This is a genomic window from Xanthomonas sp. BRIP62409, from assembly GCF_003992965.1.
Lineage (GTDB): Bacteria > Pseudomonadota > Gammaproteobacteria > Xanthomonadales > Xanthomonadaceae > Xanthomonas > Xanthomonas euroxanthea.
On the sequence record NZ_QEZJ01000026.1, the window covers coordinates 1 to 26,403 of the forward strand.

19 protein-coding genes are annotated in these 26,403 nt (G+C 66.0%); 9 read left to right on the top strand and 10 right to left on the bottom strand.

Translation table 11 applies throughout. The features are described from left to right. The first annotated feature begins 307 nt into the window (after positions 1-307). The 5 genes from EO170_RS15635 (at position 308) to EO170_RS15655 (ending at position 5,202) form a co-directional block, all read left to right on the top strand. On the top strand, positions 308-700 hold the full coding sequence (locus tag EO170_RS15635) for a PTS sugar transporter subunit IIA (RefSeq protein WP_016904612.1): 393 nt from the start codon (positions 308-310) through the stop codon (positions 698-700). Continuing rightward, positions 693-962 (top strand): HPr family phosphocarrier protein, encoded by a 270-nt coding sequence (locus tag EO170_RS15640; RefSeq protein WP_016904613.1) that lies wholly within the window; start codon positions 693-695, stop codon positions 960-962. The genes EO170_RS15635 and EO170_RS15640 overlap by 8 nt, the downstream gene beginning before the upstream one ends. A 58-nt stretch (positions 963-1,020) precedes the next feature. After that, positions 1,021-2,751 (top strand): phosphoenolpyruvate--protein phosphotransferase, encoded by a 1,731-nt coding sequence (ptsP, locus tag EO170_RS15645; RefSeq protein ID WP_126946351.1) that lies wholly within the window; start codon positions 1,021-1,023, stop codon positions 2,749-2,751. Positions 2,752-2,894: 143 nt separating this feature from the next. Then, positions 2,895-4,256: a magnesium transporter gene (mgtE, locus tag EO170_RS15650; protein WP_104583046.1), complete on the top strand. Its 1,362-nt coding sequence runs from the start codon at positions 2,895-2,897 to the stop codon at positions 4,254-4,256. A gap of 106 nt (positions 4,257-4,362) precedes the next feature. Then, a complete protein-coding gene (locus EO170_RS15655; RefSeq protein WP_164741068.1) occupies positions 4,363-5,202 on the top strand; it encodes a prolyl oligopeptidase family serine peptidase in 840 nt (279 codons plus the stop codon). Positions 5,203-5,238: 36 nt separating this feature from the next. Here the strand turns inward: EO170_RS15655 and cydB are convergent, their stop codons facing one another. The 6 genes from cydB to EO170_RS15685 form a co-directional block, all read right to left on the bottom strand. Then, positions 5,239-6,255 (bottom strand): cytochrome d ubiquinol oxidase subunit II, encoded by a 1,017-nt coding sequence (gene cydB / locus EO170_RS15660; RefSeq protein WP_126946531.1) that lies wholly within the window; start codon positions 6,253-6,255, stop codon positions 5,239-5,241. Continuing rightward, positions 6,255-7,652: a cytochrome ubiquinol oxidase subunit I gene (locus EO170_RS15665; protein WP_104648159.1), complete on the bottom strand. Its 1,398-nt coding sequence runs from the start codon at positions 7,650-7,652 to the stop codon at positions 6,255-6,257. The genes cydB and EO170_RS15665 overlap by 1 nt, the downstream gene beginning before the upstream one ends. A gap of 212 nt (positions 7,653-7,864) precedes the next feature. Beyond that, complete coding sequence (locus EO170_RS15670; protein WP_115677660.1) at positions 7,865-9,253, bottom strand: amino acid permease; 1,389 nt, start codon at positions 9,251-9,253, stop codon at positions 7,865-7,867. 264 nt (positions 9,254-9,517) lie between these two features. Next, entirely contained in the window at positions 9,518-10,579 is a 1,062-nt protein-coding gene (locus EO170_RS15675; RefSeq protein WP_104648161.1) for a polysaccharide lyase family 1 protein, read from the bottom strand. An 809-nt stretch (positions 10,580-11,388) separates the two neighbouring features. Continuing rightward, the gene (locus EO170_RS15680; protein WP_104583041.1) at positions 11,389-12,330 is read right to left on the bottom strand and encodes a proline iminopeptidase-family hydrolase; all 942 of its coding nucleotides are present in this window, start codon (positions 12,328-12,330) and stop codon (positions 11,389-11,391) included. Positions 12,331-12,601: 271 nt separating this feature from the next. Further along, positions 12,602-13,366, bottom strand: a complete 765-nt coding sequence (locus EO170_RS15685) for a LuxR family transcriptional regulator (RefSeq protein WP_126946353.1) — start codon at positions 13,364-13,366, stop codon at positions 12,602-12,604. A 194-nt stretch (positions 13,367-13,560) separates the two neighbouring features. On the opposite strand from EO170_RS15685, the gene EO170_RS15690 reads away from it, so the two are divergent. From EO170_RS15690 to EO170_RS15705, 4 genes are all read left to right on the top strand, one after another. After that, on the top strand, positions 13,561-14,946 hold the full coding sequence (locus tag EO170_RS15690) for an APC family permease (protein ID WP_126946355.1): 1,386 nt from the start codon (positions 13,561-13,563) through the stop codon (positions 14,944-14,946). A 437-nt stretch (positions 14,947-15,383) separates the two neighbouring features. Beyond that, positions 15,384-16,781, top strand: a complete 1,398-nt coding sequence (locus tag EO170_RS15695) for a trypsin-like peptidase domain-containing protein (protein WP_119131181.1) — start codon at positions 15,384-15,386, stop codon at positions 16,779-16,781. 244 nt (positions 16,782-17,025) lie between these two features. Next, the gene (locus EO170_RS15700) at positions 17,026-17,430 is read left to right on the top strand and encodes a hypothetical protein (RefSeq protein ID WP_126946357.1); all 405 of its coding nucleotides are present in this window, start codon (positions 17,026-17,028) and stop codon (positions 17,428-17,430) included. A gap of 235 nt (positions 17,431-17,665) precedes the next feature. After that, positions 17,666-18,673, top strand: a complete 1,008-nt coding sequence (locus EO170_RS15705; RefSeq protein WP_126946358.1) for an MBL fold metallo-hydrolase — start codon at positions 17,666-17,668, stop codon at positions 18,671-18,673. A 169-nt stretch (positions 18,674-18,842) separates the two neighbouring features. Here the strand turns inward: EO170_RS15705 and EO170_RS15710 are convergent, their stop codons facing one another. The 4 genes from EO170_RS15710 to EO170_RS15725 all read right to left on the bottom strand — a co-directional run bounded on the left by EO170_RS15710 (position 18,843) and on the right by EO170_RS15725 (position 25,706). After that, complete coding sequence (locus tag EO170_RS15710) at positions 18,843-20,360, bottom strand: tryptophan halogenase family protein (RefSeq protein ID WP_126946360.1); 1,518 nt, start codon at positions 20,358-20,360, stop codon at positions 18,843-18,845. Between the two features lie 184 nt (positions 20,361-20,544). Next, the gene (locus EO170_RS15715; protein ID WP_126946362.1) at positions 20,545-21,582 is read right to left on the bottom strand and encodes a cupin-like domain-containing protein; all 1,038 of its coding nucleotides are present in this window, start codon (positions 21,580-21,582) and stop codon (positions 20,545-20,547) included. Between the two features lie 4 nt (positions 21,583-21,586). Beyond that, complete coding sequence (locus EO170_RS15720) at positions 21,587-22,348, bottom strand: SapC family protein (protein ID WP_126946364.1); 762 nt, start codon at positions 22,346-22,348, stop codon at positions 21,587-21,589. Positions 22,349-22,547: 199 nt separating this feature from the next. Continuing rightward, positions 22,548-25,706, bottom strand: coding sequence for a TonB-dependent receptor (locus EO170_RS15725; protein WP_164739155.1), 3,159 nt, complete (start codon positions 25,704-25,706; stop codon positions 22,548-22,550). Positions 25,707-26,403: the final 697 nt, after the last annotated feature.

Consider the following 26,403-nt stretch of genomic DNA (forward strand, 5'->3'; position numbering starts at 1 on the left):
GGATTGGGGATTGGGGAATCGTCAGAGCGGTGTCATGCAGTCTGCAAGAACGCGTGTCATCGGTGCAGGTCCGCGCACATTCTGATCATGCACGGCCTGCCACTTGCGAACTGCAGCGCTCGCTTGTGATGGGGGACGCATCGGGAGACTGGCGAGGTCACGGGTCATTGCCGTGCCGGCGGCAACGCATGTGTTGCAGGCATCGTGCGCGTCACGGTGCGACGGTCCTAAACGGCTATTCATTTCGCAACACATCGGTGCCGGCAGACGCTATCGCGCGGTCATGCCGACCTGTTAACGTTTCGGCATGGCCTGTGGCATTCTCCTCATTACTCATCCCGGCATCGGCGCGGCGTTGTTGAACGTGGCGACGGGGCTGTTGCGGCAGTTGCCGCTGAAGACCGAAGCGTTCGATGTGCCGCTCGATGCAGACCTGGACGCCTTGCTGCCCCAGGCCTCGTCGGCGATGCGACGGGTCGACAGCGGCGACGGCGTGCTGGTCATGACCGACCTGTACGGCGCCAGCCCCAGCAATCTCGCCAGCCGGTTGGCAAAGCTCGGCACGCCGGTTCGCCGGGTGTCCGCGCTCAGCCTGCCGATGCTGCTGCGGGTGATGAACTACCCCGAACAAGGATTGCAGGAGCTGCCCGCCACCGCGGCGGCAGGCACCCGCAACGGAGCGATCATCGACGATGCTTGAACGCGAACTCATAGTTTCCAACCGACTCGGACTGCATGCGCGGGCAACCGCCAAGCTGGTGCAGACGCTGTCGTCCTATCGCAGCAACGCCACCCTGGCGGCCAAGGGCCGCGAGGTGAATGCCAAGAGCATCATGGGCGTGATGCTGCTGGCCGCCGGCCAGGGCACCAGCGTTGTGGTGCGGCTGGATGGCGAGGACGAAGCGCAAGCGCTGCAGGCGCTGGTGGACCTGTTCGAGCGTCGTTTCGACGAGGACAGCTGAGCATGCGCCGCGTCGGTGCTGGGCTGACCGACAGGGCGCGTCCGCGCCAGGGCCGCACATGAGCGTGCGTTTGCGTGGACATGCCGCCTCGCGCGGCAACGCACTCGGACGCGCGCGCGTGCGCCAGAGCCACACGCTGGAAGTGGCCGAGCAACGCGTGCCCGCCAGCCAGGTGGAAACCCAGCTGCAGCGTCTGCACGTGGCGATCGACGCGGCACGCACCGAGATGCAGCAGCTGCGCGACCGCCTGCATGGCGCGCTTGCGCGCGAGGTCGGCGAGTTCCTCGAACTGCATGCGCTGTTGCTCGACGACCCGGAGCTGCTGCAAGGCCTGGACGAGTTGATCCGCACCCACCGCTACAGCGCCGACTACGCCTTGCGCGTGCAGCGCGACCGGCTGGCGGCGGTGTTCGACGGCATGGAGGACGCCTACCTCAAGAGCCGCATGGACGACCTGGATCACGTCATCGGCCGCATCCATGCGTTCTTGCACAAGCGCGCGCCCGATCTCAAGGGCGTGGCCGGCGAGATCCTGGTCTGCGACAACGTGGCGCCGTCGGAGCTGGCGCAGCTGCAGGCGCAAGGAGTGGTCGGCATCGTCACCACCGCCGGCAGCGCGCTGTCGCACAGCGCGATCCTGGCGCGCAGCCTGCACCTGCCGCTGGTGGTGGGGGTAAGCGATGCGGTGCAGCGGATCGACGATGGCGATGTATTGATCGTCGATGCCGGTTCCGGCCAGGTGATCGTCGATCCCAAGCCCGAGCACCTGCGCGACTACCGCGAGCGCCTGCGCGCGCTGGCCAAGGAACAGCGCGAACTGGGCCGGCTGCGCTCCAAGCCCACGCGCACGCGCGACAACGTCGATATCACGCTGCTGGCCAATGCCGAATCGCTGGAGGACGTGGCGAAGGCGCACGCACTCGGCGCCAGTGGCCTTGGCCTGTATCGCACCGAATTCCTGTTCCTGCAGCGCAACGAGCTGCCGGACGAAGAGGAACAGTTCCACACCTACCGCGACACCGTGCTGGGCATGAGCGGGCGACCGGTCACCATCCGCACCCTGGACCTGGGCGCCGACAAGGCCGACCGCACCGGCCTGACCTTGAGCGACGAAGACAACCCGGCGCTGGGTCTGCGCGGGGTGCGGTTGTCGCTGGCCCGGCCTGCGGTGGCACAGGCGCAGTTGCGCGCGATCCTGCGCGCCTCCGGCTACGGGCCGGTGCGCATCCTGGTGCCGATGGTCAGCGGCCGCGAGGAAGTCCAGCTGTTGCGCCGGCAGATCAAGAAGCTGGCCGCACAATTGCGCGAGCAAGGCCACGAGATCGCCGAGCACATTCCGCTCGGCGCAATGATCGAAGTGCCGGCTGCGGCGCTGGCGCTGGACTGCTTTATCGACGATATCGATTTCCTGTCGATCGGCACCAACGATCTGGTGCAGTACCTGCTGGCGGTGGACCGCAACAACGAGGCATTGGGCGAGTTGTACTCGCCGCTGCATCCGGCGGTGCTGCGCCTGATCGCGCAGGTGATCGCCACCGGGCGCGCGTTCGGCAAGCCGGTGGCGGTGTGCGGCGAGATCGCCGGCGACCCGCGCTTCGTCCCGATGTTGCTGGCCCTGGGGCTCACCGAGTTCAGCCTGCATCCGGCCACGCTGCTGGAGGTACGCCGTGCGGTGCGCGACATCCACCTGGGCGAGTTGCGCGTGCATGGCGAAAAACTGCTGCGCGCGCGCGACCGCAAGGGGATCGAAAAGTGGCTGGCCAATGTCGCGCAGGGCCTGATGCGCTGAGCGATTGCGTCATCGCGCAGGGGATGTTCCTGCGCGTTGCCCTTCGCACTGTATGTTTCGTCACCATGCGCAAGCGATAATGCCGTGCTGACTCAGCACCGCGTCTTCCATCGGGACGTGTCCACTCTTGCAGGGAGCCGCGCATGGCCGAAGCCGTCCGCCACGACAAGACCGCGCGACAGCTGCGATTGCTGTCCGATGCGCTGGATAGCGGACGCCTGGGCCCGGTACGCCGGCTGGTCAATACACTGGCGCCGGCGGAGATCGGCAACCTGCTGGAGTCGCTGCCGCCCGGCAAGCGCGAAGTCGTGTGGGGCCTGGTCGACCCGGAAGACGACGGCGAAGTGCTGCTGCATGTCGGCGATGAAGTGCGCGAAAGCCTGCTGGCCGACATGGACACCGACGAGATCGTCGCCGCGGTCGAAGACCTCGACATCGACGATCTGGCCAACCTGGTCGAAGACCTGCCCGACACCGTCATCGACGAAGTGCTCAAGTCGATGGACCGCGAGAACCGCGAGCGGCTCGAGCAGGTGCTGTCGTATCCGGAGGACACCGCCGGCCGCCTGATGAATCCGGACGTGGTGACGGTGCGCGCCGACGTCAATGTCGATGTGGTGCTGCGCTATCTGCGCCTGCGCGGCGAGCTGCCCGATCACACCGATCACCTGTACGTGGTGAGCAGACGCCATCAGTATCTGGGCCGGGTGTCGCTGGCCGCGCTGGTCACGCACGAGGACAGCACGCCGGTCAATCGCCTGATCGACGACGAACAACCGGCGATCGACGTGGGCGATGGCTCCGACGAGGTCGCACGGCGCTTCTCCGACCATGACTGGATCTCCGCGCCGGTGGTGGACGACAACAACATCCTGCTCGGCCGCATCACCATCGACGACGTGGTCGACATCATCCGCGAACAGGCCGAGCACCAGGCCATGAGCGCGGCCGGCCTGGACGAGGACGAGGACATGTTCAGCCCGGCGCGGCGCGCATTCCGCCGCCGCCTGATCTGGCTGGGCATCAACCTGTGCACGGCGTTCCTGGCCTCCAGCGTCGTCAGCGAATTCGAAGGCACCATCGCCAAACTGGTGGCCCTGGCGGCGCTGATGCCGATCGTTGCCGGCATGGGCGGCAACGCCGGCACCCAGGTGCTGGCGCTGATGGTCCGCGGCCTGGCGCTGGGCCAGATCGGCTCCTCCAACGTGATGACCTTGCTGAAGAAGGAACTCACCGTCGCGCTGATCAACGGCATGGTGCTGGGGATCGGGCTGGGGCTGATCGTGCTGGCGTGGTTCCGCCAGCCGATGCTGTCGCTGGTGATCGGCACCGCGCTGACCTTGAACATGCTCACCGCCGCCTTCGGCGGGGTACTGGTCCCGGTGACGCTGAAGCGGCTGGGCTTCGACCCGGCATTGGCCGGTGGCGTGATCCTGACCACGCTGACCGACGTGATGGGGTTCCTGAGCTTCCTCGGCCTGGCGACGCTGATCCTGCTGCCGTAGCCGCCGTACCCGGCGCTTGCGCCGAACGTCGTGCCGGGCATACAGCGGCAAGGATCGGATGAAGAGTCGGCAAAATCGCCGCAGCGCGACATGCCAGCACACCTGCATGCGGCGATACTGCGGGTCTGTCATTGGTCAGGAGGTCTGCGTGATCCGTCGTTGTCTTGTTCTTGCGATTGTGGCGCTGGTCCTGGCCGGCTGTTCCAGCATGGCTGAGCGCCACCACGACGGACGCCGCGGCCATTTCGTCACCCGCACGCTGGAGCTGGAAGGACGGCTCTACCGCTATCAGGTATTCGTGCCGACCTCCAAGGCGCCGCAACCGCGCCCCATCGTGCTGTTCCTGCATGGCTCGGGCGAACGCGGCGACAACGGGCGCGATCAGGCCGAAGTGGGCGTCGGCCCCTACCTGAGCGCACACACCGCCGAGTTCCCTGCCCTGGTGGTGCTGCCGCAGGTGCCCGACGACGAGGAGTGGCTGGGCATCAATGCACGCATGGCGATCGCCGCATTGGATGCGGCCAGTGCCGAATTCGGTGCCGACCCGCAACGCACCTATCTCACCGGCATCTCGATGGGCGGCTATGGCGCCTGGGAAATCGGGCTGATGCAGCCGCAGCGGTTTGCCGCGATCGTGCCGATTTGCGGCGCACTCAAGGCGCCGCGCGACGAGCGTCGCACGCTCTACGTCAGCCTGGTAGCCAAGGAAGCCGACCCGTACACCGCTGCGGTCACCCAACTCAGGCACGTGCCGATCTGGATGTTCCATGGCGCCAAGGACGACTCGGTGCCACCGCACGACGACCGCGCGCTGTACCGGGCCGCAAAGGGCATCGGCGCCAATGTGCGCTACAGCGAATATCCAGACGGTAACCACAACGCCTGGGACGCGACCTACGCGGACCCGGCGATGTGGGAATGGATGTTCAGGCAGCGCCTGCGCTGAGCGGGCGGCTCGCCGCGCGCATGCGTCTCCGCTCGATCAATGGTGGTACCCGGTATCGGCGGTGATCTTGCCGCGGAACACGCGGTACGACCACACCGTATACCCCAGGATCAGCGGCAGCAGCACCACCAGGCCGATCAACGCGAACAACTGCGAAGACGGCGGCGCGGCGGCCTGCCAGATCGTGTAGACCGGCGGCACCAGATACGGCCACATGCCCAGCACCAGGCCGAGAAAGCCGAGCACGAACAGGCCCATCGCCAACAGGAACGGCGGCGTATCCGGCCGCCCCGCGTCGGTGGAACGCCAGAGCGCGAACCCCACCAGGGCGACCAGCACCGGCACCGGCATCAGCCACAGGTAATGGGCATCGCTGAACCAGCGGTCCATCACATGTGACTGCAGCGATGGCAGCCACGCGCTGACCAGGCCGATGAAGATCAACACGCTGATCGTCAATGGCCGGCTCAGCTGGCGCGCGAGCTGTTGCACGTGGCCTTCGGTCTTGAGGATCAGCCAGGTGCTGCCGAGCAAGGCGTAGCCGAACACCAGTGCGGCGCCGGTCAGCATCGCGAAGGGACTGAACCAGCCCCAGATGCCGCCGACATAGCGGTCGTTTTCGATCGCCAGGCCCTGCACCAGCGCGCCCAGGATCACGCCCTGCGCAAATGTCGCCAGGATCGAGCCGGCAGCGAAGGCATTGCTCCACAGCCGCCGCGAGCGATGCGCCTTGAAGCGGAACTCGAACGCCACGCCGCGGAACACCAGCGCCATCACCATCAGCAACACCGGCAGATACAGCGCCGACAGGATCACCGCATACGCCTTGGGAAACGCCGCCAGCAGCCCTGCCCCGCCCAGCACCAGCCAGGTCTCGTTGCCGTCCCAGATCGGCGCGGCGGTGTTCATCATCAGGTCCAGCTGCGCCTCGTCCTTGCGGAACGGCGCCAGGATGCCGATGCCGAGCACGAAGCCATCCAGCACCACGTACATCAGCACCCCGAAGCCGATCACCGCAAACCACGCCACCGGCAATACGCTGCTCATGTCCATCATGCGGCTCCGTCGATCGGTTCATCGGCCGCCGACAGCGGCCGTGCCGGCGTGTGCTCGCCGTGGTCCAGCTGCGGCGCGTCATGCGGGGTCGGCCCGATCTTGCCGATCTTGACCAGGTACCAGATGCCCCAGCCGAACACGAAGGCATAGCCGAGCACGTACACCGCCAGCGAGATCGCGGTCATCAACGTCGACTGCGGGCCCACCGCATCGGCGGTGCGCAACAGCCCGTAGACCACATATGGCTGCCGCCCCATCTCGGTGACGAACCAGCCCGAGACCAGCGCGATGAAGCCACTCGGCAGCATCCAGCGCCAGGCCGCCAACAGCCAGCGCCACTGCAATAACTTGCCGCGCCACCAGGCGAACGCCGAGACCCAGGCCACCAGCAGCATCAACGAGCCCAGCCCGACCATGATGCGGAAGGCGAAGAACACCGGCATCACCGGCGGGCGATCGGCGGCCGGCACCGAGGTCAACGGCTTGATGCTGCCTTCCAGACTGTGGGTCAGGATCAGGCTGCCCAGGCGCGGGATCGCCACCTCGTAATCGTTGCGCTCGGCCTGCGCGTTGGGCAAGGCGAACAGCACCAGCGGGAAGCCCTTGTCCTGGCCCTCGTCATGCCAGTGCGCTTCCATCGCCGCGATCTTCATCGGCTGGTGCTCGAGCGTGTTCAGGCCATGCATGTCGCCGACGAAGATCTGCAGCGGCACGGTGATCGCCGCGAAGGCCACCGCCAGCTTGAGCATGCGCAGCCCCGCCTCGCGATGCACGCCGCGATGCAGATACCACGCCCCGACCGCGCCGACCACGAAGCAGGTGGTGATGAACGAGCCCAGCGCCATGTGCGCAAGCCGATATGGAAACGAGGGGTTGAAGATGATCTTCAGCCACGCCACCGGATGCACGATGCCGTCGACCACCTCATAGCCGGCCGGGGTCTGCAGCCAGCTGTTGGACGACAGGATCCAGAACGTGGAAAACAGCGTGCCCAGCGCCACCATGCAGGTCGCCAGGAAATGCAGGCGCTCGGAGATGCGCCCCCAGCCGAACATCATCACGCCCAGGAAACTGGCCTCGAGGAAGAACGCGGTCAGTACTTCGTAGCTCAGCAACGGGCCGATCACGCTGCCGGCGATCCGGCTCAGCTCCGGCCAGTTGGCACCGAACTGGAAGGCCATCACGATGCCGCTGACCACGCCCATGCCGAAGGACACGGCAAAGATCTTCTGCCAGAAGAAATACAGCTCGCGCCACACCGGCAGCCGGGTGCGCAGCCAGCGCCATTCGAGAAATGCCAGCAGGCTGGACAGCCCGATGGTGAATGCGGGAAACAGCACGTGGAATGCGATGACGAATCCGAACTGGATCCGCGATAACAGCAAGGCATCCATGGAGAGTCCTCCAGGAAAATGGGGAAACCGCAGCGCAGCGGGTGCAGATCGATCGCCGAGACTCGCTGCGGTGGCCGATCGCGACCTCCTACGCTACCGCATCATGATAGGGACGCTCGAGCGGGTTCCCGATGCGACACGGGGTCGCATCTGCGTCAAACCGTCGCGCCTGTCCTGCCGCCAGATGGTAGCGTTCAAGGCGCTGCGGCATGCTAGGCGGCGCCGCGCGTCCGCCGGGCAAGCTCGCTGACCACGGCGATGAAGACAGTCAGACCGACCATCGACAGGAACTGCGCGCGGGTGTCCACCGACGATGCCAGCAGCACGAAGATCACCGCCAGGATCGCCAGGGCCAGCAGGGTCAGAAACGGGTAACCCCGCATGCGGAACGGCAATACGACGCCGGCGCGGTCGGCGCGTGCGCGCAGGATCAGCTGCGACAGCAGCGAGATCGTCCACACCAGCAGGCAGGTGGCACCGACGATGTTGAGCAGCATCGGCAACACCTTGTTGGGGTACAGCAGTTCCAGCGCGGCGGCGGCAAACCCGAACAGCACGCTGGCGATCACCGCCACCAGCGGCACCTGCTCGCCGCTGGTCCTGCCAAGCACCCGCGGCGCTTCGCCGCGCTGCGCCAGCGAGAAGATCATCCGCGAGGCGCCATACAGGTTGGCGTTGAGCGCCGACAGCAAGGCCACCACGGCGACCAGGGTGATGGCGGTGGCCGCGCCGGGAATGCGCGCCACCTCCAGCACCGCAGCGAACGGCGAGCTGAGCGCTGCGCTGGTCCACGGTACCACCGCCACAATCACGCTGATCGAGCCGATGTAGAACACCAGGATGCGCCAGGCCACGGTGCGAATCGTGCGTGCCAGGCTGCGGCCCGGGTCGGCGGTTTCCGCAGCGGCGACCGCCACGATTTCGGTGCCGCCGAAGGCGAACACCACCACCAGCAACGCCGAGCCGATGCCGGCCAATCCCTTCGGCGCGAACCCGCCGTTCTGGGTGAAGTTGGACAGCCCCGGCGACACCACGCCGGGCAACCAGCCGGCCAGCAGGGCCACACCGATCAGCAGGAACACCACGATCGCCACGACCTTGAGGATGGCGAACCAGAATTCGAACTCGCCGAAATTGCGCACGCCCAGCAGGTTGATCGCGGTGAAGGTGGCCATGAACACCACTGCCAGCAACGGCACCGACAACGCCGGCCAGACCGAGGCGAGCAGGCCCGCCGCGCCGACCGCTTCGGCGGCGATCACCACCACGATCTGCAGCCACCACAACCAGCCCACTGTCGCACCGGCGGTCGGGCCCATCGCATCGGCCGCGTACACCGAGAACGCCCCGCTGGCCGGCTTGGAGGCCGCCATTTCGCCCAGCGCGTTCATCACGATGATCACCAGCGCTCCGGCGATCAGATAGGACACCAGCACTGCCGGCCCCGCCGCATGGATCCCCACGCCCGAGCCCAGAAACAGCCCGGCGCCGATCGCCGTACCCAGGCCCATCATCATCAACTGCCGCGGTTTCAGCGCATGGCGCAACGCGGGCGTGGCGGACGGAGCGTGCTCAGCAACGGGATCGGTCGGAAGCGGCATGGACGGGCTTGGATGGATGGGATCGCGACACGATACCGCGTCGCGGCGCCTGCCGCGCCTCTTGACGCCGGCCCGGGAGCGGGAGTCGATCAGCCCGGAAGCGCTCTTGCCCGCATCCACCGCACGGGGACCACGGCCTCCCGGTGCGCTACCACCAGTGACGGCCGTGGCTGGCCGCAACCGGCGATGCGCGAACCTGCTGCCTCGCACCGACAAAAATCCCCGGACATGCCGGGGATCGATGCGCGCGCAGGCCGTTGCCGCTTACTCGGCCAGGTTGGTGCCCGCACCGGCGGTGGCGATCACCTTGGCCTTGACCTGTGCGGCCGGGGTGATGCTGTAGGTGTAGCCCAGCGGTTCGGGGAACACCTTGGTGGTGATCCAGTTGGTGGCGTTGGCGTAAGGCTTGCTGCCGTCCGGGGTGCTCCAGGTGATGCCGCTGCCGACGTAGTTGTTGATCAGGTCCCAGTAGCCGATCTCGCTGCTGTCGCGCGAGGTCACCGGGTTCTTGATGTTCTCGAAGTAGTTGGACTCGATCTTGGCCACCCCGCCCATGCGCACGTTGATGCCCGAGGTGGTGACGTTGTTGAAGTAGTTGTTGTAGATGTGGCTCAGCCCGCGACGTTGCAGCGGCACGCGCGATTCGACGTTCTCGAAGCGGTTGTGGTGATAGGTGGTGCGCGCGGCTGAGTTCTTGGTGTCGCTGTCGCTGTATCCGTTGAGCGCGACCTTTTGATAGTTGTAGACGTGGTTGTAGGACACGGTGACGTGATGGGTACCCTTCTTCATGTCGATGCCGCCGTCGAAAGACGCATCGCCGGCACCCGAGCACTTGGTCAACGAGGCGAACACGGTGTTGTGGTCCACCCAGATGTTGGACGGCGAGCCGCTGGAATTGCCTTCCAGTGAAATCGAGTCGGCATCCTCGCCGCCCTGCAGCAGGCCGATGGTCATGTTCTGGATGATGACGTTGCTGGAATTGCCCACCACCCATAGCCCGAAGTTGGCAGACGAGCCGTTGGCACCCTTGACGGTGATGTTGCTCTTGTTCTTGATCTGCACCGTCTTGGCCGGCAACTTCCACTGGGCGCAGACGTCCTTGATGGTGCTGAAGTCGAACTTGCCGGTGTAGTTGAGCACCAACCCGCCGCTGCCGGAGTAACTGTCGATGGCCGCCTGCATGGCCTCGAAGGTGGCCACGTTGACCGGTGTCTTGTTGCCGCCGCCGGTGGTGGCGGCACCGTACCCGACCGGGCCGGCAATGGCGCCCGCAGCGCAAGCGGACAGTGCAAGCGCCAGTGCGCCATGGAATGTCTTGATCATCATGCAGCCTCTCCCAAAGAAGTGGAAAAGCGATGCGTGCTGCCTGCGCCGTAGCGACGACAACAGCAAAGCGGTGCGTGGGGGCCGCATTCTTCGCGCGATTTAAAACATAAAACAATTATCCATCACTGAAACTTTGACGCACCACGGTGTTCTTCTGGCAGGACATGCAAAAGAGACAGCGGAAGACACCCGGGACAGGACAGCGCTGTGTCGTGCGCGCTGTTTTCTTATGTAGGCAGATGTGTTTTCCATGCATGCAAACGCAGACTGATGCCGGTCTGCTCACGCGCGCTTTCGACCGCAGTTGCTAGTGGCAAATGCGCTCTCCAAGAATCCATATGCATTTACCGGACGCGACGCGGTGGTAGCTGCACACGACCGCGTGCTGTGAGTCGTCAGAGGTAGTGGTGCGTAGCAGCAGTGCCATCGCACCGGCGCGCGATTTGCGCGGCATTACATGCGCGTTGCTGAAGACGAGGCGTGACTGCGCTTTGGATCAATCGCGACAGTGGGCGAGCGCTGGCGCCATGACAAGTCTATCGGCAAGGTCAGGTCACTTCAGCCCGACCACGTGGTGCCTGAGGGAATGTCCGACCGCAGCGTGGCGATCGGTAGTGGATGCGTGGAGGTAGCGACACGCCGTTGCGGCGCATCTGCGTGTCCCAAGACGACGACTCTTAAAACGTTGCCACACCGACGCTTGCGATGCGCAGGCCGCAGCGCAGGCTGCATCGAGACGCACCGCAGCAGCGCCCGGCAGGCCGGGCACGCTCGGGATCGCGCGGACTCACGCGCCCCGCCCCACCGGCTCACACCGCGCGGCTGGCCAGCGTGGACGCATGCGCCAGTTCCGCACCGGGCCACGGCGTGTGGTCGTCGAGGAAGTTGCCGACCAGGCGCATGCACGCCGGGCGCTCTTCCACATGCGGCATATGGCTGGAATTGGCGAACACATGCCACCGCGCGTCCGGGATCAGGCGCGCGTACGGCTCCACCGTTTCCGGCGTGGCTTCGTCGTACTTGCCCGACAGCACCAGCGTGGGCACGCTGATGCGATGCAGGCGCTCGATGATGCTCCAGTTGCGCAGGCTGCCGACCACGTGGAATTCGGTCGGACCATTCATGGCGTGGTACACGGTCGGGTCGGCATCGATGGCGGCGAAGGTGCGCGCCACGTCGGCAGGCCACGGCAGCACGCGGCAGACGTGCTGGGCGTAGAACACCTGACTTGCGGCGCGATAGGCCGGGGCGTCCAGGGTGCCGGCCGCTTCGTGCGCATCCAGCACCGCCTGGATGTCCTCGGGCAGGCGCGCGCGCAGCCGTAGCGCGGCAGCGCGCCACAGGCCCATCGACGCCGGCGAGTTGGCAATCACCAACGCACGCAGGCCGGCCGGCCGGCGCACCGCATGCTCGGCGGCCAGCATCCCGCCCCAGGACTGCCCCAGCAACGCGTACTGCGACAGCCCCAACTGCGTGATCAAGGCCTGCAACTCGTCCAGAAACAGCCCCACCGTCCAGAAGCCGGGGTCGGCATCGGGCAGATGGGTGGACTTGCCGTTGCCGAGCTGGTCGTAATGGATCACCGCGCGGCCGTTGGCGGCCAGGTCCTTGAAGCTGTCCACGTAGTCATGGGTGCAGCCGGGGCCGCCGTGCAGCACGATCAGCGGGCAGGCGTCGCTGCGCAGGTCGCCGGTGATGCGGTACCAGGTGCGGTACCCATGGAATTGGACGTAACCCTCGGTGGACTGCATGACCTACGCCTGCTGACGGCAAGAATGAGCGCCGAGCCTAGCGGGCGAACCGCCGCGCGTTAACTGGCAAAACTCCCAGGTTCGCGCTGCTTGCGGGGACAGACGCCCGACGAAGGCGATGCGATCCAGCTGCGCATGCCGTTGGTGGCCCGGATGGCCATCGACCAGCACCGCGATGGCACGCGCCACTCGCAGGTCTTGGCCAGCGCGAACTCGCTATCGTCCGTCGTCTATCGCTGAGGCGTCGGCGCAGCCGCCGAACCAGACGCGCCTACGGCTCCAGCAACCGGTAATGCATGCCACGCACCACGGCCTCGACGCGATTGCGCGCACCCAGCTTGCGTGCTGCCGAGTTCAGATGCAGGTTCACCGTGGCGGTGGAACGGTTGAGCGCAGCGGCGATGCTCTTGGCTGTCAGCCCCCTGGCCGAGTACTGCAGGCATTCGCGCTCGCGGCGGGTCAATGCAATGTGGTGGCAGCGGCGTTCCTGCGGATCGAGCAACTCCTGCGCACGTGCCTGAAAGGCATGCGCCAGCAGCAGGAAGGGCGACAGCTGCGCCTCGGCCAGCCGTGGCGCCTCGCCCGCGACGGCGTCCACTGCGGCACTGAATGTCGCAAACGCGCCGCCTGGCAGATGCAAGGGCACGGTGACACCGGTTCCCATGCCGCTGTCGCACAGATAGCGCGTGACCTGCCGATGCTGGCTGCCGACGTATTCCACGCCCTCCATGTCGCCATCGTTGCGATAGGACCACACGAATGGCGTGGTACGCCGCGTGGCACGCTGCTGAACCGGGTCATGTTGGTAATACCCGTGCTCGCACCAGACGTGCTGCATATCGCCCGGCGCGTTGCGCTGCATGAAGACCGACGGCGTGATCAAGGCACCTTCCAGACTCAGTGGGACCGGTGCGTAGTCGTAGACCAACGACTGGAAGCCCAGTCCGCAGACATCGGCAAACACCCGATCCAGGCAGGCATTGAGCGTGTGCAGCGCCTGCAGGTCGCGGCCCAGGCTGGCCAGAGTGTCGAACATGGTGGGTCCTTCGGTGTCGACGTATGCCGCTGGAGCGCATCCAGCATGGAAAACCTAGCATTTTTACCAATGGATGGGCTTGGCGGCCACATTATGGTCACAATGCCTGGCCGGCAGTTGCACTGCAGCATCGCCGTTCAGACGCTCTACCGCGTCTGCGTCGCGACCCGGCACTCCTTTCAGCGGACACCTGCATGACCGACACACCCCGCCGCGACGACGCGGCTACGCTGGAACGCTTTGGCTACACCCAGGAACTCAAGCGGCAGCTCACGCTCAAGGACCTGCTGATCTACGGTCTGGTGTCCATGGTACCGACCGCGCCGTTTTCCATTTTCGGCGGCGTGTTCGACATCAGCGCCGGGATGGTGCCGCTGACCTACCTGGTCGGCTTCGTGGCGATGCTGTTCACCGCATTGAGCTACCAGCAGATGTCGCAGGCGTTTCCGGTGGCCGGCTCGGTGTATGCATATGTGGGCCGCGGCCTGAGCAGCGGCATGGGCTTTCTGGCCGGCTGGGCGATCCTGCTGGATTATCTGCTGGTGCCCACGCTGCTCTACGTGGTCGGCGCCAACGCCATGCACAACGTGCTGCCGGCGGTGCCGCAGCCGGCCTGGATCGCCTTCTTCGTGGTGCTCAACACGCTGGTCAACCTGCGCGGCATCGAAACCACCGCGCGTGCCAATCGCTTCTTCCTCTACGCGCAGCTGGTGGTGCTGGCGGTGTTCGTGGTGCTGGCCAGCCTGGCGATCCAGCATGGCGTCAATGGTGCGCAGTGGAGCCTGCGCCCCTTCTATAACCCGCAGGCCTTTTCGCCGCAGCTGATCTTCAGCGCCTTGTCGGTGGCAGTGGTGTCGTTCCTGGGCTTCGATGCGATCTCCACGCTGTCGGAAGAGGCCCGTGGCGGCAACCGCGTGGTCGGCCGGGCAACCCTGCTGGCGCTGTTGCTGGTGGCCGGCCTGTTCGTGCTGCAGACCTGGCTGGCCGCGCTGCTGCAACCCACCTTGCAACGCTATCCCAGCGCGCAGGCCTCCAACGATGCCTTCTTCGAGATCGGGCGCCTGATCGCCGGGCCGTGGTTGCAGGTCGTCATTGCGCTCACGGTGGCAATCAGTGCGGCGATCGCCAATTCACTGGTGGCGCAGGCCGCCACCTCGCGGCTGCTGTTCGCCATGGCACGCGACCGCCAGCTGCCCGCCTTCCTGCGCTACATCCATCCACGCACCGGCGTACCGCAGCGCGCCATCCTGCTGGTGGCAGGCTTGAGCATGGTGCTGGGCGAAGTCTTCGTCGGACAGATCGCGCTGCTGTCCTCGCTGTGCAACGTCGGCGCACTGACCGCCTTCATCCTGTTGCACGTGGCGGTGCTGTGGCATTTTCGCGGACGGGGCCGCAGCCTGCTGTTGCATGTTGCGACGCCGTTGATCGGCATCCTCATCCTGGCCTACGTGCTGATCAATGCCGACCGGCATGCGCAACTTGGCGGTACCGCCTGGATGGTGATCGGCCTTGCGGTCCTGGCGTTCTTGAAGGCCAGCGGCCGCTCGACCGACTTCCGCGCCAGCGACGCGCTGGAATAACCTGCAGCGCCTTCGCCTACAGGCACTACCCGTGCCGACATCCGGGTAGCGCACGCCACCTTCAGTCCTGCGCGGAGAGGGCCGCAGGCCCTCCCGCATGCGGCCTGCCTGTATCGCCTGACGGCTCGATCCAGGCGTCGCTGCAGATGCAGTGCACGATCGCGTTGCTGCCTGTATGGCGGTGTACGTGGTGCAAACGATTAAGGCGCGCTTGCGCTGCAGCGCCTCGCGCGTGTGCAAGGCAAGATGGCTGCGCGTGCCCGCGTGGAGTTGCGCGCAGAACGCGATTATCTTTTTGTGGACTGCCAATCTCTGAACGAGATTTTCAGCACATATTCAGCTTTAAACATTCGCTAGTCTCGTTCGGCGCCAACGATGGCGCCCGCAGGACGTGGCCCCCGCCGCAGCCTGCCGTTCCCTGACGAGAAGGACTACCCATGAATCGCAAGAATGCGTTGTACCTGGCGCTGTTTTCCGCCGTTTCCGGCTCCGCACTGGCAGCGCCGCCGACCGAAATGGACGCAGCGCCGGTGAACACCGCGCCGCAAGCGGCCAAACTTGGTGCGGCGACATTGCAGTCGGCAAGTCTGCGTGGCGGCATCCTGCCCACGCGTGTGGTGCAACTCACTGCGCCCACCGGTACCGAGATCAGTCGCGTGCGTGAGCGCCGCATCGCACAGGTCAAACATGGGCAGCCCTTGCAGATCGGTTTTTCGCGCACGGTCGCCAAGCCCTTGGTCAACCTGGCCACGCTTGACTGGCAGATGGCCAAGGATGGCTCGCGCGTGGCGACCCTGAAGGTCGGCTCCGCGCAGGCGGCCTCGCTGCGTGCGTCGCTGATCCTGCGTGGCGCCGGCGCCACCCCGGGTGATCCGTCCAAGGTGACGCTGCGCTTTGCCGGCGACGACGGCCGGGTGTTCGAACAATCCGGTGCCAGCTTCGCCGCCGGCGGCGATGCGATCGGCTGGTCGCCCACCGTCAGCGGCGAGAACCTGCTGGTGGAACTGTCGCTGCCGGCCGGCCAGTATCCGGAGAACTTCAGCCTGAGCATCCCGCAGCTGTCGCATCTGGACATCAGCCCCACCGCCAGCCCACGCGACATGATGACAATTGCCATCGGCGAGAGCGATTCCTGCCAGAACGATGTCGTCTGCCGCGCCAATCCCACCGCCGGTTTCACCAATGCCGCAAAGGCGGTGGCGCGCATGGTGTTCACCACCAGCCAGGGCTCGTTCCTGTGCACCGGCACGCTGCTCAACAACACCAACTCGCCCAAGCGCAACCTGTTCTGGACCGCGGCACATTGCATCAGCACGCAGACCGTCGCCAACACACTGCAGACGTACTGGTTCTACGATGCGGCCAGCTGCAACGGCAACACCGCCAGCGCGCAGGCCACCACCTTGACCGGCGGTGCGTTCCTGCGCCACGCCAACACCACGCGTGACACCGCATTGCTGGAGCTGAAGACCGCACCGCCAAGCGGCGCGTTCTACGCGGCATGGAACAGCGCGGCGATCGGCGCGACCGGCACGTCGATCGTCGGCATCCACCACCCCTCCGGCGACGTCAAGAAGTATTCGCTGGGCACCGTCAATGGATTGAGCACCAGCATCGACGGCAAGAGTCCGCTGTATCGGGTGGTGTGGAACGATGGCGTCACCGAGGGTGGCTCGTCCGGCTCGGGCCTGTTCACCGTCGCCAGCGGTGGCGCGTACCAGCTGCGCGGCGGCCTGTACGGCGGCTACTCGTACTGCACCGCGCAGACCGATCCGGATTACTACTCGCGCTTCTCGGACGTGTATTCCAGCATTTCCACCTACTTCGGCCAATAAGCGGGTGATGCACGTGGCAGGCGGGGTCTCGCCTGCCACGTGCGACGACGCCTGGCCTGCGCCGAATGCGGTTGATGTTTCGGCGCGCCTGATGGATAGATCCAGTTGCCCCGTTCTCTGTGCTTCGATGGTGCTGCGTCGCCCTGGGAACATTATCGAACACGCGCGTCGAGCCGCCTGCAGCACTTCATCTGCAGCGTGCGGATGATGCAGACTTGGCAGATCCTCCTTCACCTGGATCGGCATGCCCGTTCAACGCACTCCTCACCTCGTTGCCGCAGCTGCACTGCTGGCCTTGTCGCTACAGGTCACCGCCAGCGCAGCCGGCGCACCAGCCAATCGCGACGACGTCAAGGCATACGCGCTTCAGCTGTGCCTGGACAACAACTACGAACGCAGCGGCAAGTACACTTCCGACCAGCTACGCGACCGCTCGTATCTGCTGACGACCTATGCGCTCGACAATGCCAAGGTCGGCGCCACCGAGCGGCTGCATCGCTTCGTGGCCGAGCAGACGGCGGGCTTCCATCGCGCCGAGGTGCCGATGAAGGACGAAGCGCGCCGCGGGCCGTTCAACAGGATCTTTGCGCAATGCATGGCGTTCTATCGTTCGCCCGCGTTGAACGCGTTCATCGCGCACAAGCTCTGACGGCCATTGCGGCAAGCTCACCGTTCGAGCGCGACGGCTGGATCGGCGCGACCGATCCAGCGCAGCTCCCCCGCCCGCAGCGTACGCCGCAGCTGCCGCGCTCCGGTCTCCGGGCGCGCGGATATCCGTGCCGGGATTTGCGTGACGCAGTCGCAGGCCCGGCCACCTCGCGATCGTCTGACGCAGCGCCGCGCGCCGCCTGGCACATCCTCCCCATGCTTCGACAGGAGCCGTCATGTCCGCATCTTCTCCACGCACTTCCCGCCGCCAGATGCTGCGCCTCGCGCTGGCCGCGGGCACGCTGGGCGTGGCGAGCCCGCTGGGTGCCGCACTCCGGCGCGAGCCGAAGGACGCCATTGCGGCAGCGGACCCGGCATCGCCAGCGCCCTTCCCGGCCAACGGCAGCGTGCTGGTCCTGCTCGGCACCAAGGGCGGCCCCACGCCCTCACCGCTGCGCGCCGCAGCCGCCAATGCGCTGGTCATCGACGGGCAGCCCTATCTGATCGACTGCGGCAACGGCGTTGCACAGCAGCTGGCCAGAGCCGGCATCCGCTTGCCCGCGCTGCGCGACATCTTTCTCACCCACCACCACTCCGATCACAACGCCGACCTGCTCAACGTGGTGTGGCTGGCCTGGGCGAGCGGGCTGCAGACGCCGGTGCATCTCTACGGACCGCCCGGCATCGCCAAAATGGTGGACGCGTTCGTCGACATGAATGCCATCGACATCGATGCGCGCATCCGCGAAGAAGGCCGCCCGCCGTTCAGACAGCTGATCCAGGTGCACGAGTTCGACCAGCCCTGCATGGTGCTGCAGAACGAGCAGGTCACCGTCACCGCCACGCTGGTGGATCACTACACCCTCAAGCCCGCATTCGCCTACCGCTTCGCCACGCGCGAGCGCACGGTGGTGTTCTCCGGCGATACGCGCTACCTGCCCGCACTGGCCGAGTTCGCGAAGGACACCGACATCCTGGTGCATGAGGTGATGTACCTGCCCGCACTGGAAAGGATGCTCAAGACCAACGACAACGCGCCGACCTTGCTCGACCATCTGCTCAAGAGCCACTCCACCAGCGAGGACGTCGGCAGGATCGCAGCGGCAGCCAATGCAAAGATGCTCGTGCTCAATCACTTCGTGCCCGGCGGCGACCCGACGATCACCGATGCCATGTGGAGCGCGGGCGCGCGCAAGCACTACGCCGGGCCGATTGTGGTCGGCAGGGATCTGATGCGGTTGTAGGCGAGCAGCTGGGCACCGTGGTGATGGACTGGCCGCGTGCTGTTGCCAGCGTGGCCCACCTGCGGCTGACGGCACTCCCTCGCGGCGCGATCAGCGATGCGAGATCGAAAACGTCGTGCGGGCAGCATATGAACCACCAAGCGGCACTGCATCGCGGTTGGTCGCCTGCCTACGCCACGACCGGGCTGCGCAAGCCCCACACGCGTTCCCCGGCCTTGCAATACGCGTCGATGAATGCCTGCTGCGGGGGCATCTGGTCCACCGCCTGCCGGATCGGCTGGGCAATGCCGTCGAGCAGGCGACGCAGATCGTGATCGGACATCGCGCGCGCCAGCGGGTGATGCTGCGCGGGCACGATGCCCTGCCCCATCAAGACGTGGGTCCAGGAGTCCACGCGGAACAGTTCATCGGCCGCTTGCCAGGCATGTGCGCGTTCGCGCCAGGCGCGCAGGCGCAGCGCGAGCGATGCGGGCAGCTCCATCGCGCGGCACTGGCGCCACAGCGGCTCGTCGCGCTGGGTGGCGTGGTAGTGCAGGATGATGAAGTCGCGCACGTGCTCCATCTCGGCGCGGCTGATGTCGTTGAACAGCTCCACCTGCGAGGGCGCGATACCGTCTGCCGGGAACAGGGTGATCAGCCGCACCACCGCGGCAATGGTGAGATGGATGCTGGTGGATTCCAGCGGTTCGATGAAGCCGCTGGCCAGGCCCAGCGACACCACGTTCCGGTTCCAGGCCTTGCGCCGGCGTCCGGTGCGGAACGGCACCAGCCACGGATCCTTCAGCGCAGGCGCGGCCACATCGCGCAGCAGCCTGGCATGCGCTTCGTCGTCGGACAGGTGCTTGCTGGAAAACACCAGGCCGTTTCCCACACGATGCTGCAATGGAATATGCCAACGCCATCCGGCCTCGTGCGCGATGGCGCGGGTGTACGGCACCGGCGGGCCAAGCGCTTGGGTCTGCACCGCCACGGCGCGATCGCAGGGCAACCAATGGCTCCAGTCTTCGTAACCGGTGTGCAGCGCTTGTTCGATCAGTAGGCCGCGAAAGCCGCTGCAATCGATGAACAGGTCGCCCTCGAGCACCTGCCCGTCTTCCAGCACCAGGCTGGCGACATCGCCACTGTCCGGTTGCAGCGTCACCTGCTGGATCCTGCCCTCGATGCGCCTGACACCGCAGGCCTCGCTGCGCGTGCGCAGGAACCTGGCATACAGCGCGGCATCCAGGTGATAGGCGTAATTGACCGCGGGCTCGCGCAGCAGTGCGAAGCGATCCAGGCGTGATGCCACGGTTTCCAGGCAGTAATCGCCAAAGCTGCCCGGCATGCCGCGGCGCTGGCTTTCCAGCCATAGATGATGGAAGGCGCACACCAGCGTGCTCTGCCCGGTGATGCCGAACGGATGGATGTAGCGCTCGCCCTGGCGGCGCCAATGCTCGAAGGAGATCGACAGCTTGAAGGTGCCGGCCACCGCGCGCAGGAATTCCTGCTCGTCGATCTGCAGGAAACGATGGAAGCTGCGGATCGGCGGCACCGTGGATTCGCCCACGCCCACGGTGCCGATCTGCTCGGACTCGACCAGGGTGATCTCCAGCAGGTCGCGGAACTGGTGCGACAGCGCGCAGGCGGCGATCCAGCCGGCGGTGCCGCCACCGGCAATGACGACCTTGCGAATCGGGGCCTGGCTCACTGCGCGCTCCTGTGGGGTGGATGTCGGTTGGCCGGCACAGCATCGTGCTCGAACGTGTGGGTGACGCAGAAGCCACGCAGTGACCGCTCGCCTGGGTGGCCCATGCGGATGCCGCACACCGGTTGCGCCGGCAGGCGCAGCTGCGCAGTGGCCCGGCCAGTCGCCTGGACGCCGATCGCGCACATCAGCGGTTGAGCCTGCCGATCAGCATCGCACGCAGCTGTCGCGCGAGGGTGGGATCGATCGGGCCCAACGCATGCCGCGCCTGCTCGGGCAGGTGTTCGCCCGCGCGCTCGGCCGGACCGAACACGTAGTAGTCGAACAGGGCGCGCCATGCCGCTTTTTCCGCTGCCGGGCGGTCGCGGATGGACCACAGTGCGTGATACAGCGCCGGCATCGGCGCCGGCAGGTACGCAGGCACGCTGTTCCACCAGTAGTTGATCAGCACGTTGAATGGCTGCAGCGAGTGCACGTGATGCCACCACATGCCGGGAATGAACAGGGCATCGCCCGGCTCCAGCACGGCGGTGCGTGCCTGCGCTAGCGCCTGGGCAAAGCGTGGATACCGCAGCAGATCCGGGTTGGCGATATCCACCATGCTGACGACCTGCCCGCCCGGCGTGGGATCCAGCGGGCCGGGATACAGGTTGGCCACCTGCGCGGGCGGAAACAGCGTGAAGCGACGTTGCCCCACCGCGCAGCACGCCAGGTTGTTGGGGACATCGTAATGGCAGGAGGCGATGACGCGATTGCCGATCCAGATGCTCGGCTGCACCGCGATGCCGCTGGCGGCCACATCCAGATCATTGCCCGCGCGCAAGCCCGGCAGGTTGTCGTCGATCGGCAACGACGCCAGGTAGTAGGTGGGCGGCTGCGGGTCATCGCGATGCGTGACGATCGCCTCCAGCAAGCTGCTCAGGCTGCCGCGCTGCACATCGAAATTCAGCGCGCTGCAATCGTCGCTGTAGAACGGGCGGCTGGCGATCTCCGGGCCGCCATGGGAATACTGCAAGGCGCGCCCGCCATCGTGCGCGCGCAGCAGCGCCATCGCCTCGTCGGCGCTGCGCAGCCCGGCCTGCACCAGTGACCAGTCGCGTGCGATGCCACGCAGCACCACCGGCTCGGCCGCCTCGCACAGCGCAGCAAGCGGCAGCGCGCCGGGATGGCAATCGCGGCACTCGGCGATGGGCGCGATGGAGGAAATGGCTGCGCCGGTCGTCATGCGCTCAGGCGAATGCGGCGGTCGCAGATGCAGCGTGCACCTGCTGCAGGCGGCGCTGCTTTTCGGCCATCAGCCGGCGCACGTTGTGCAGCGAGGCCAGCATCAGGAACGCAGCTTCCAGATGGCCGGCCCGGTGCAATTGCTGCAACGACGACGCATCGAGTGCGGCAAGCCGCTCGCGGTCGATGACGAACAGGCCTTCCAGCGTGGTCGCGTGGGTGGCATCCAGCGTGACATCCAGCTGCACCGGCTGGATCAGCCCCAAGGTGTCGAAGGCGGCCGCCATCGCCTGGCCGGCATCCACACCGTCGCGGATGCCGCGCAGCACATCGATGACATGCTCCAGATACGGGCTGTGGCCACCCTGCGGCAGAAACACCGCCTCGCCTTCATGGCGGCTGACGCGTGGATGCTCCAGATCGACGTGGATCACCGGCTCCTGTGCCAACACGCCATCGACGCGCTGCTCCTGGAAGCCGATCAAAAATGGCCCCTTGGCCACGATGCCCGGCAGATAGCTCGCTGCCCAGCGCCCCTCCTGCAGGAACAGGTTCTCGTCCTGCGCAAAGCCCAGCAGCGCCACCGACTGGTAGCCGCCGGCGGCAGGATCCTTGCGAAAGAACAACGGATACTCGCGCTGCAGCTCGGCGTACTCGGTGACAAACGCCGGCACCAGGCCGAGCGCGTCGCCGAACTCGGCACCAAAGCGCAGGATGACGCGCAGATCGTGATGCGCCACGTTGTTGAGCACTGCGTATCGCGTCATCTGAAACTCCCACGGTGCTCCACGATGGAGCACCGCATTACGAGAAATGCGTCGATCGCGCCGCCCGGTGCCGCGCCTGCCGTGGCGAGCATTGCCAAAAAGCGACAGGCCGGCAAGCGGCACAGCAGCATGGGAGCCAGCCCTGCCGCAAGCCGCGTCGCTGCGCCCACTGGGAGGAGAGCTGAGCGCAGCCGGCCTGTCAGAACGCGTAACGCACACCCAGCGTGTAGCGCGGCTGCTGGTCGATCAGGCGGATGATCTGCTTGTCCGAGCGCCCATGCCAACGCACGTCTTCGCCGGTCAGGTTGATCGCCTCAAAGCCCACGGAAAGCTGCTTGCTGAAGCTGTAGCTGACGCTGAGATCCCACTGCTGGTAGGCCTCGACGTAGTACGGATTGCGGTTGGCATTGTCCTGGTTGGCGGCGATCAGGTATTCGTCGCGCCAGTTCCAGGCCAGACGCGCGCTCCAGCCGTATTTTTCGTACATCAGCATCACATTGGCGGTGTCGCTCAGGCCGAGCAGCGCGAACTGGTCGCGATCGATCACGGTATTGTCGAAGCCCACATCGCCTTCGACGATGGTGTAGTTGGCATAGATGCCGAAGCCGGTGGTGTCGAAGAAGTACTGCCCGCCCAGTTCCCAGCCGTGGATATTGGCCTTGTTCTGGTTGACCGGGCGCGACACATCGAACTGATACAACGGGTCGGAGGCATTGCCGACGATGTCGTAGGCGTTCTCCAGTGCCAGGCTCTGCGCGGAGCTGCCGTTGTAGGCAGCCAGCCCGCCGGTGGCTGCGGCGTTGCGCAGCAAGGCCATCGCCGCAAACAGCGAGGTGTCGTTGGCCGAGCACGCGGCGGCGACGTCGTTGCCCGACGCCCCCACTTGCGCTGCGCAGGCCCCGCTCTGCAGGAACGCCAGCGCTGACTGTGCATCCGGGCCGGAGGTGGGATCGCTCAGCCCGTACAGGGATTCGCGCGAGACCGTATTGCCGATGAAGTTGCTGACGCGCTTGTTCCAGAACGTGGCCGACACGTAGCTGGCATCGGCGAAGTACCACTCCAGCGCCAGGTCGAGGTTGTCCGATTCCAGCGGATCCAGCTGCGGATTCTGCGCGCTGCCGCCGGCCCGGTTGGAGGGATTGATCAGGATCGAGCCATTGGGCGTATTCGGCGTCGGGCCGGCGATCAGGTTGTTGTAGGGCGCCCGTGCGATGGTCTGGCCGAACGAGGCGCGCCCCTTCAGCTGATCGGAGATGTCGATGCTGAAGTCGAGATTGGGCAGGATGTAGTTGTAACTGGTCTTTTCGCTGAAGGGCTGCTGCTCGGTGGAACGCAACAGCTGGAAGTCGTTGTTGGCCTGCCACAGCAACGCCGTGGGCGTGGCCACCTGCGAGGTGGATTCCACATCGGTACGCTCGTAGCGCAGGCCCAGCCGGGTATTGGTGGTCATGCCGGAGATGTCGCCCTTCAGTTCCAGCTGCACGTAGGCGGCGCGGGTCTTCTCTTCCACCTGGTTATCGGCGCTGTACTGCGGGTTGTAGCGGGTCGTGGCGCCGTACTGGCTGCCACCCCACAGCGCCAGCTGATCGGCATCGCCGCGCCATGCATTGGGCGCGGCACCGTTGGCGTTGAAGTCCTTGAACATGCCGGTGATGCTCACCGGCCGCAGCAGCGCCTGCATGCCGGGCTCGTTGCCGGCGTTGGCCACGCCCCAGTCGCCCAGCGTGGAGTTGGTGTCGCTGGTGAGCCGGTTCATGGTGGTATTGGCGGTACTCACGCCGAACTGGAAGCGCCCGTCCTCGAAGTCGAAGGTGCCGTCCATGCGGCCTTCCTTGATCTCGGTGACCTGCGATTGATAGAAGATGCGCAGGACCTGCGAGCCGAGTTCGGCGGGGGTGAAGTCCGGGTTGAGCACGCCGTTGGTGCCGGCCAGCGAATCGGCCGCGGTGGGATACCAGGTGCGCGCGCCGATCGGCAGCCCGCCATTGAAGCGCAGCTCCTGCCCCCACTGGCCGCCGCAGGACGGGCCGTTGCTGCAGTTGTTGGTGCCGGCGAAACTGAAATACGTGGCGCTGCCGCCGGTGACCGGGTCGTTGGGCAGGCTCTTGGTCTTGGAGTTGTGCGCATCGAAGGACAGCTGGAAGCGGTCGTTCACCTGCCAATCGGCATTGAAGCCGAGCGAGCCGAGCGTGTACTTCTGCTCGTTGCGCTGCTGCTCCATGCCGAAGTCCTTGGCACCGTTGGGCACATCGCGCAGATACACCGGCGTGGCCACCGCCTGGCCGGTGTCGAAGGTCAGATCGGTGAAGCTGTTGGCGCGCTGCAGCCAGATGCCCTGCTCGCCGCGTTCTTCGCGGATCTCGTTGGACGAATAGGTGTAGTCCAGGGTCAGGGTCAGGCTGTCGCTGGGGGCGAACTGCATCACCGCCTGGCCGTTGGTGCGCTCGCGCTGGAAGTCGGCGAAGGCATAGCGCAGGTCGTTGGGCATGCCGTACAACTGGCCGATCGCCGGGGCGTTGGTCACCACCGCATCCGGACGCAAGGCCGGATCGGTGCCGGTCCAGCGCTGGATGTTCCAGGTGTTTTCGGTGGCCTGCACCGAGCCGCCGTGGCGCTTCTGATAGCTGCCGCTCAAGCCGATACCGAAGGTCTTGTCGGGATTGGTGTAGCTGAAGATGCCGGAGACTTCGGGGGTGAGCGAATCGCCGAACGGCTGCGAACGATCCGACACCATCTTGGCGCCGGCATTGGCCACCACGCCGGAATGGTTGAACGGCTTGTCGGTCTGGATGTTGATGGTGGCGCCGATCCCCCCGCTGGGTGCGGTGGCGCGGCTGGTCTTGTAGACCTCGATCCCGGTGATGGCCTCGGAGGCGAGCTGGGCGAAATTGAATGCACGCGTGCCCACATCCACACCCCCGATCGGGGTCTGGCCAGGCGCGCCGAATGCATCGGCGCCGGGAATCAGGCGGCCGTTGAGGGTGACCGTATTGAACTGCGGGCCAAAGCCGCGTGCGGTGACCTGCGCGCCTTCGCCGTCGCGGCGCTCGATCGAGATGCCGGTGATGCGTTGCAGCGACTCGGCCAGATTGGTGTCGGGAAATTTGCCGATGTCTTCGGCGCTGATCGCATCCACCACGCCGGCAGCATCGCGCTTGATGCCCATCGACTGGTCCAGGCTGCTGCGGATGCCGGTCACGTTGACCGCATCGAGCGTGGTGGCGGTTTGTGCGCTGGACTGCGGCGGCGACACCTGCTGCGCAGGAGCCTCCTGCGCGAAGGCCGGATTGATCACCAGGATGCCACCGACAAAGGTGAACATGGCCTTCGACTTCACATTGCTCAACGTACGACGCATCGATCTATCCTCGGGTCTGGTCCAACACCCACGGCCGTGGTCGCGGAATGCGACGCGGCGCTTGCCTGGCCACGCACCTTGGACGGCACACGACCTGTCTGCCTGCAGCACTTCATCCGACCCGCCGCCTCGAACGCCGGCAGATCCCCCTTGATGCCAGCCGTGCGTGTGCCACGTTCCTGACGAACGCGGCCTGCGCCTCGACCTGTACAGCACCTGCGACTGCCTTCCCAATCGGAACGCCTGCGCCCCGCGTGCCATCGAGCGCCCCTGCGCGCAACCCCGTGCCAGCACGCGATGCAGGACTGATAGCGCTAACACGCGGCGCAGCCTAGTCACGCGTGCCGGGGCTTGTCACCGTGCGTTGCAGCAAACACACAAGGCCACACGCAGGCACGAAACACCGCGCGCGCTTGAGTCCGCAGCCCGGATGCAGACGCAGCGTGGCTGTAAGCGTTACCAGCGGGCGACCGCAAGAATTGCGCCGCAATGGCGTTGCCGCATCTCATTGCCGCGCAGCGCGGACACGGCATGGAACCGTTGCGCAAAGCGTCGCGGTGATCGCAACGCGGCAGCCTTCAGTGCCGATGCGCTCGGCGACGCGTGCACCTGGCAGCTGGCGCCGATGCGCGTGCATCGCGGCGCGTCTGCGCATGACATCGGCCGCACGCCGCCACGAAAAACGGCGCAATCGCTG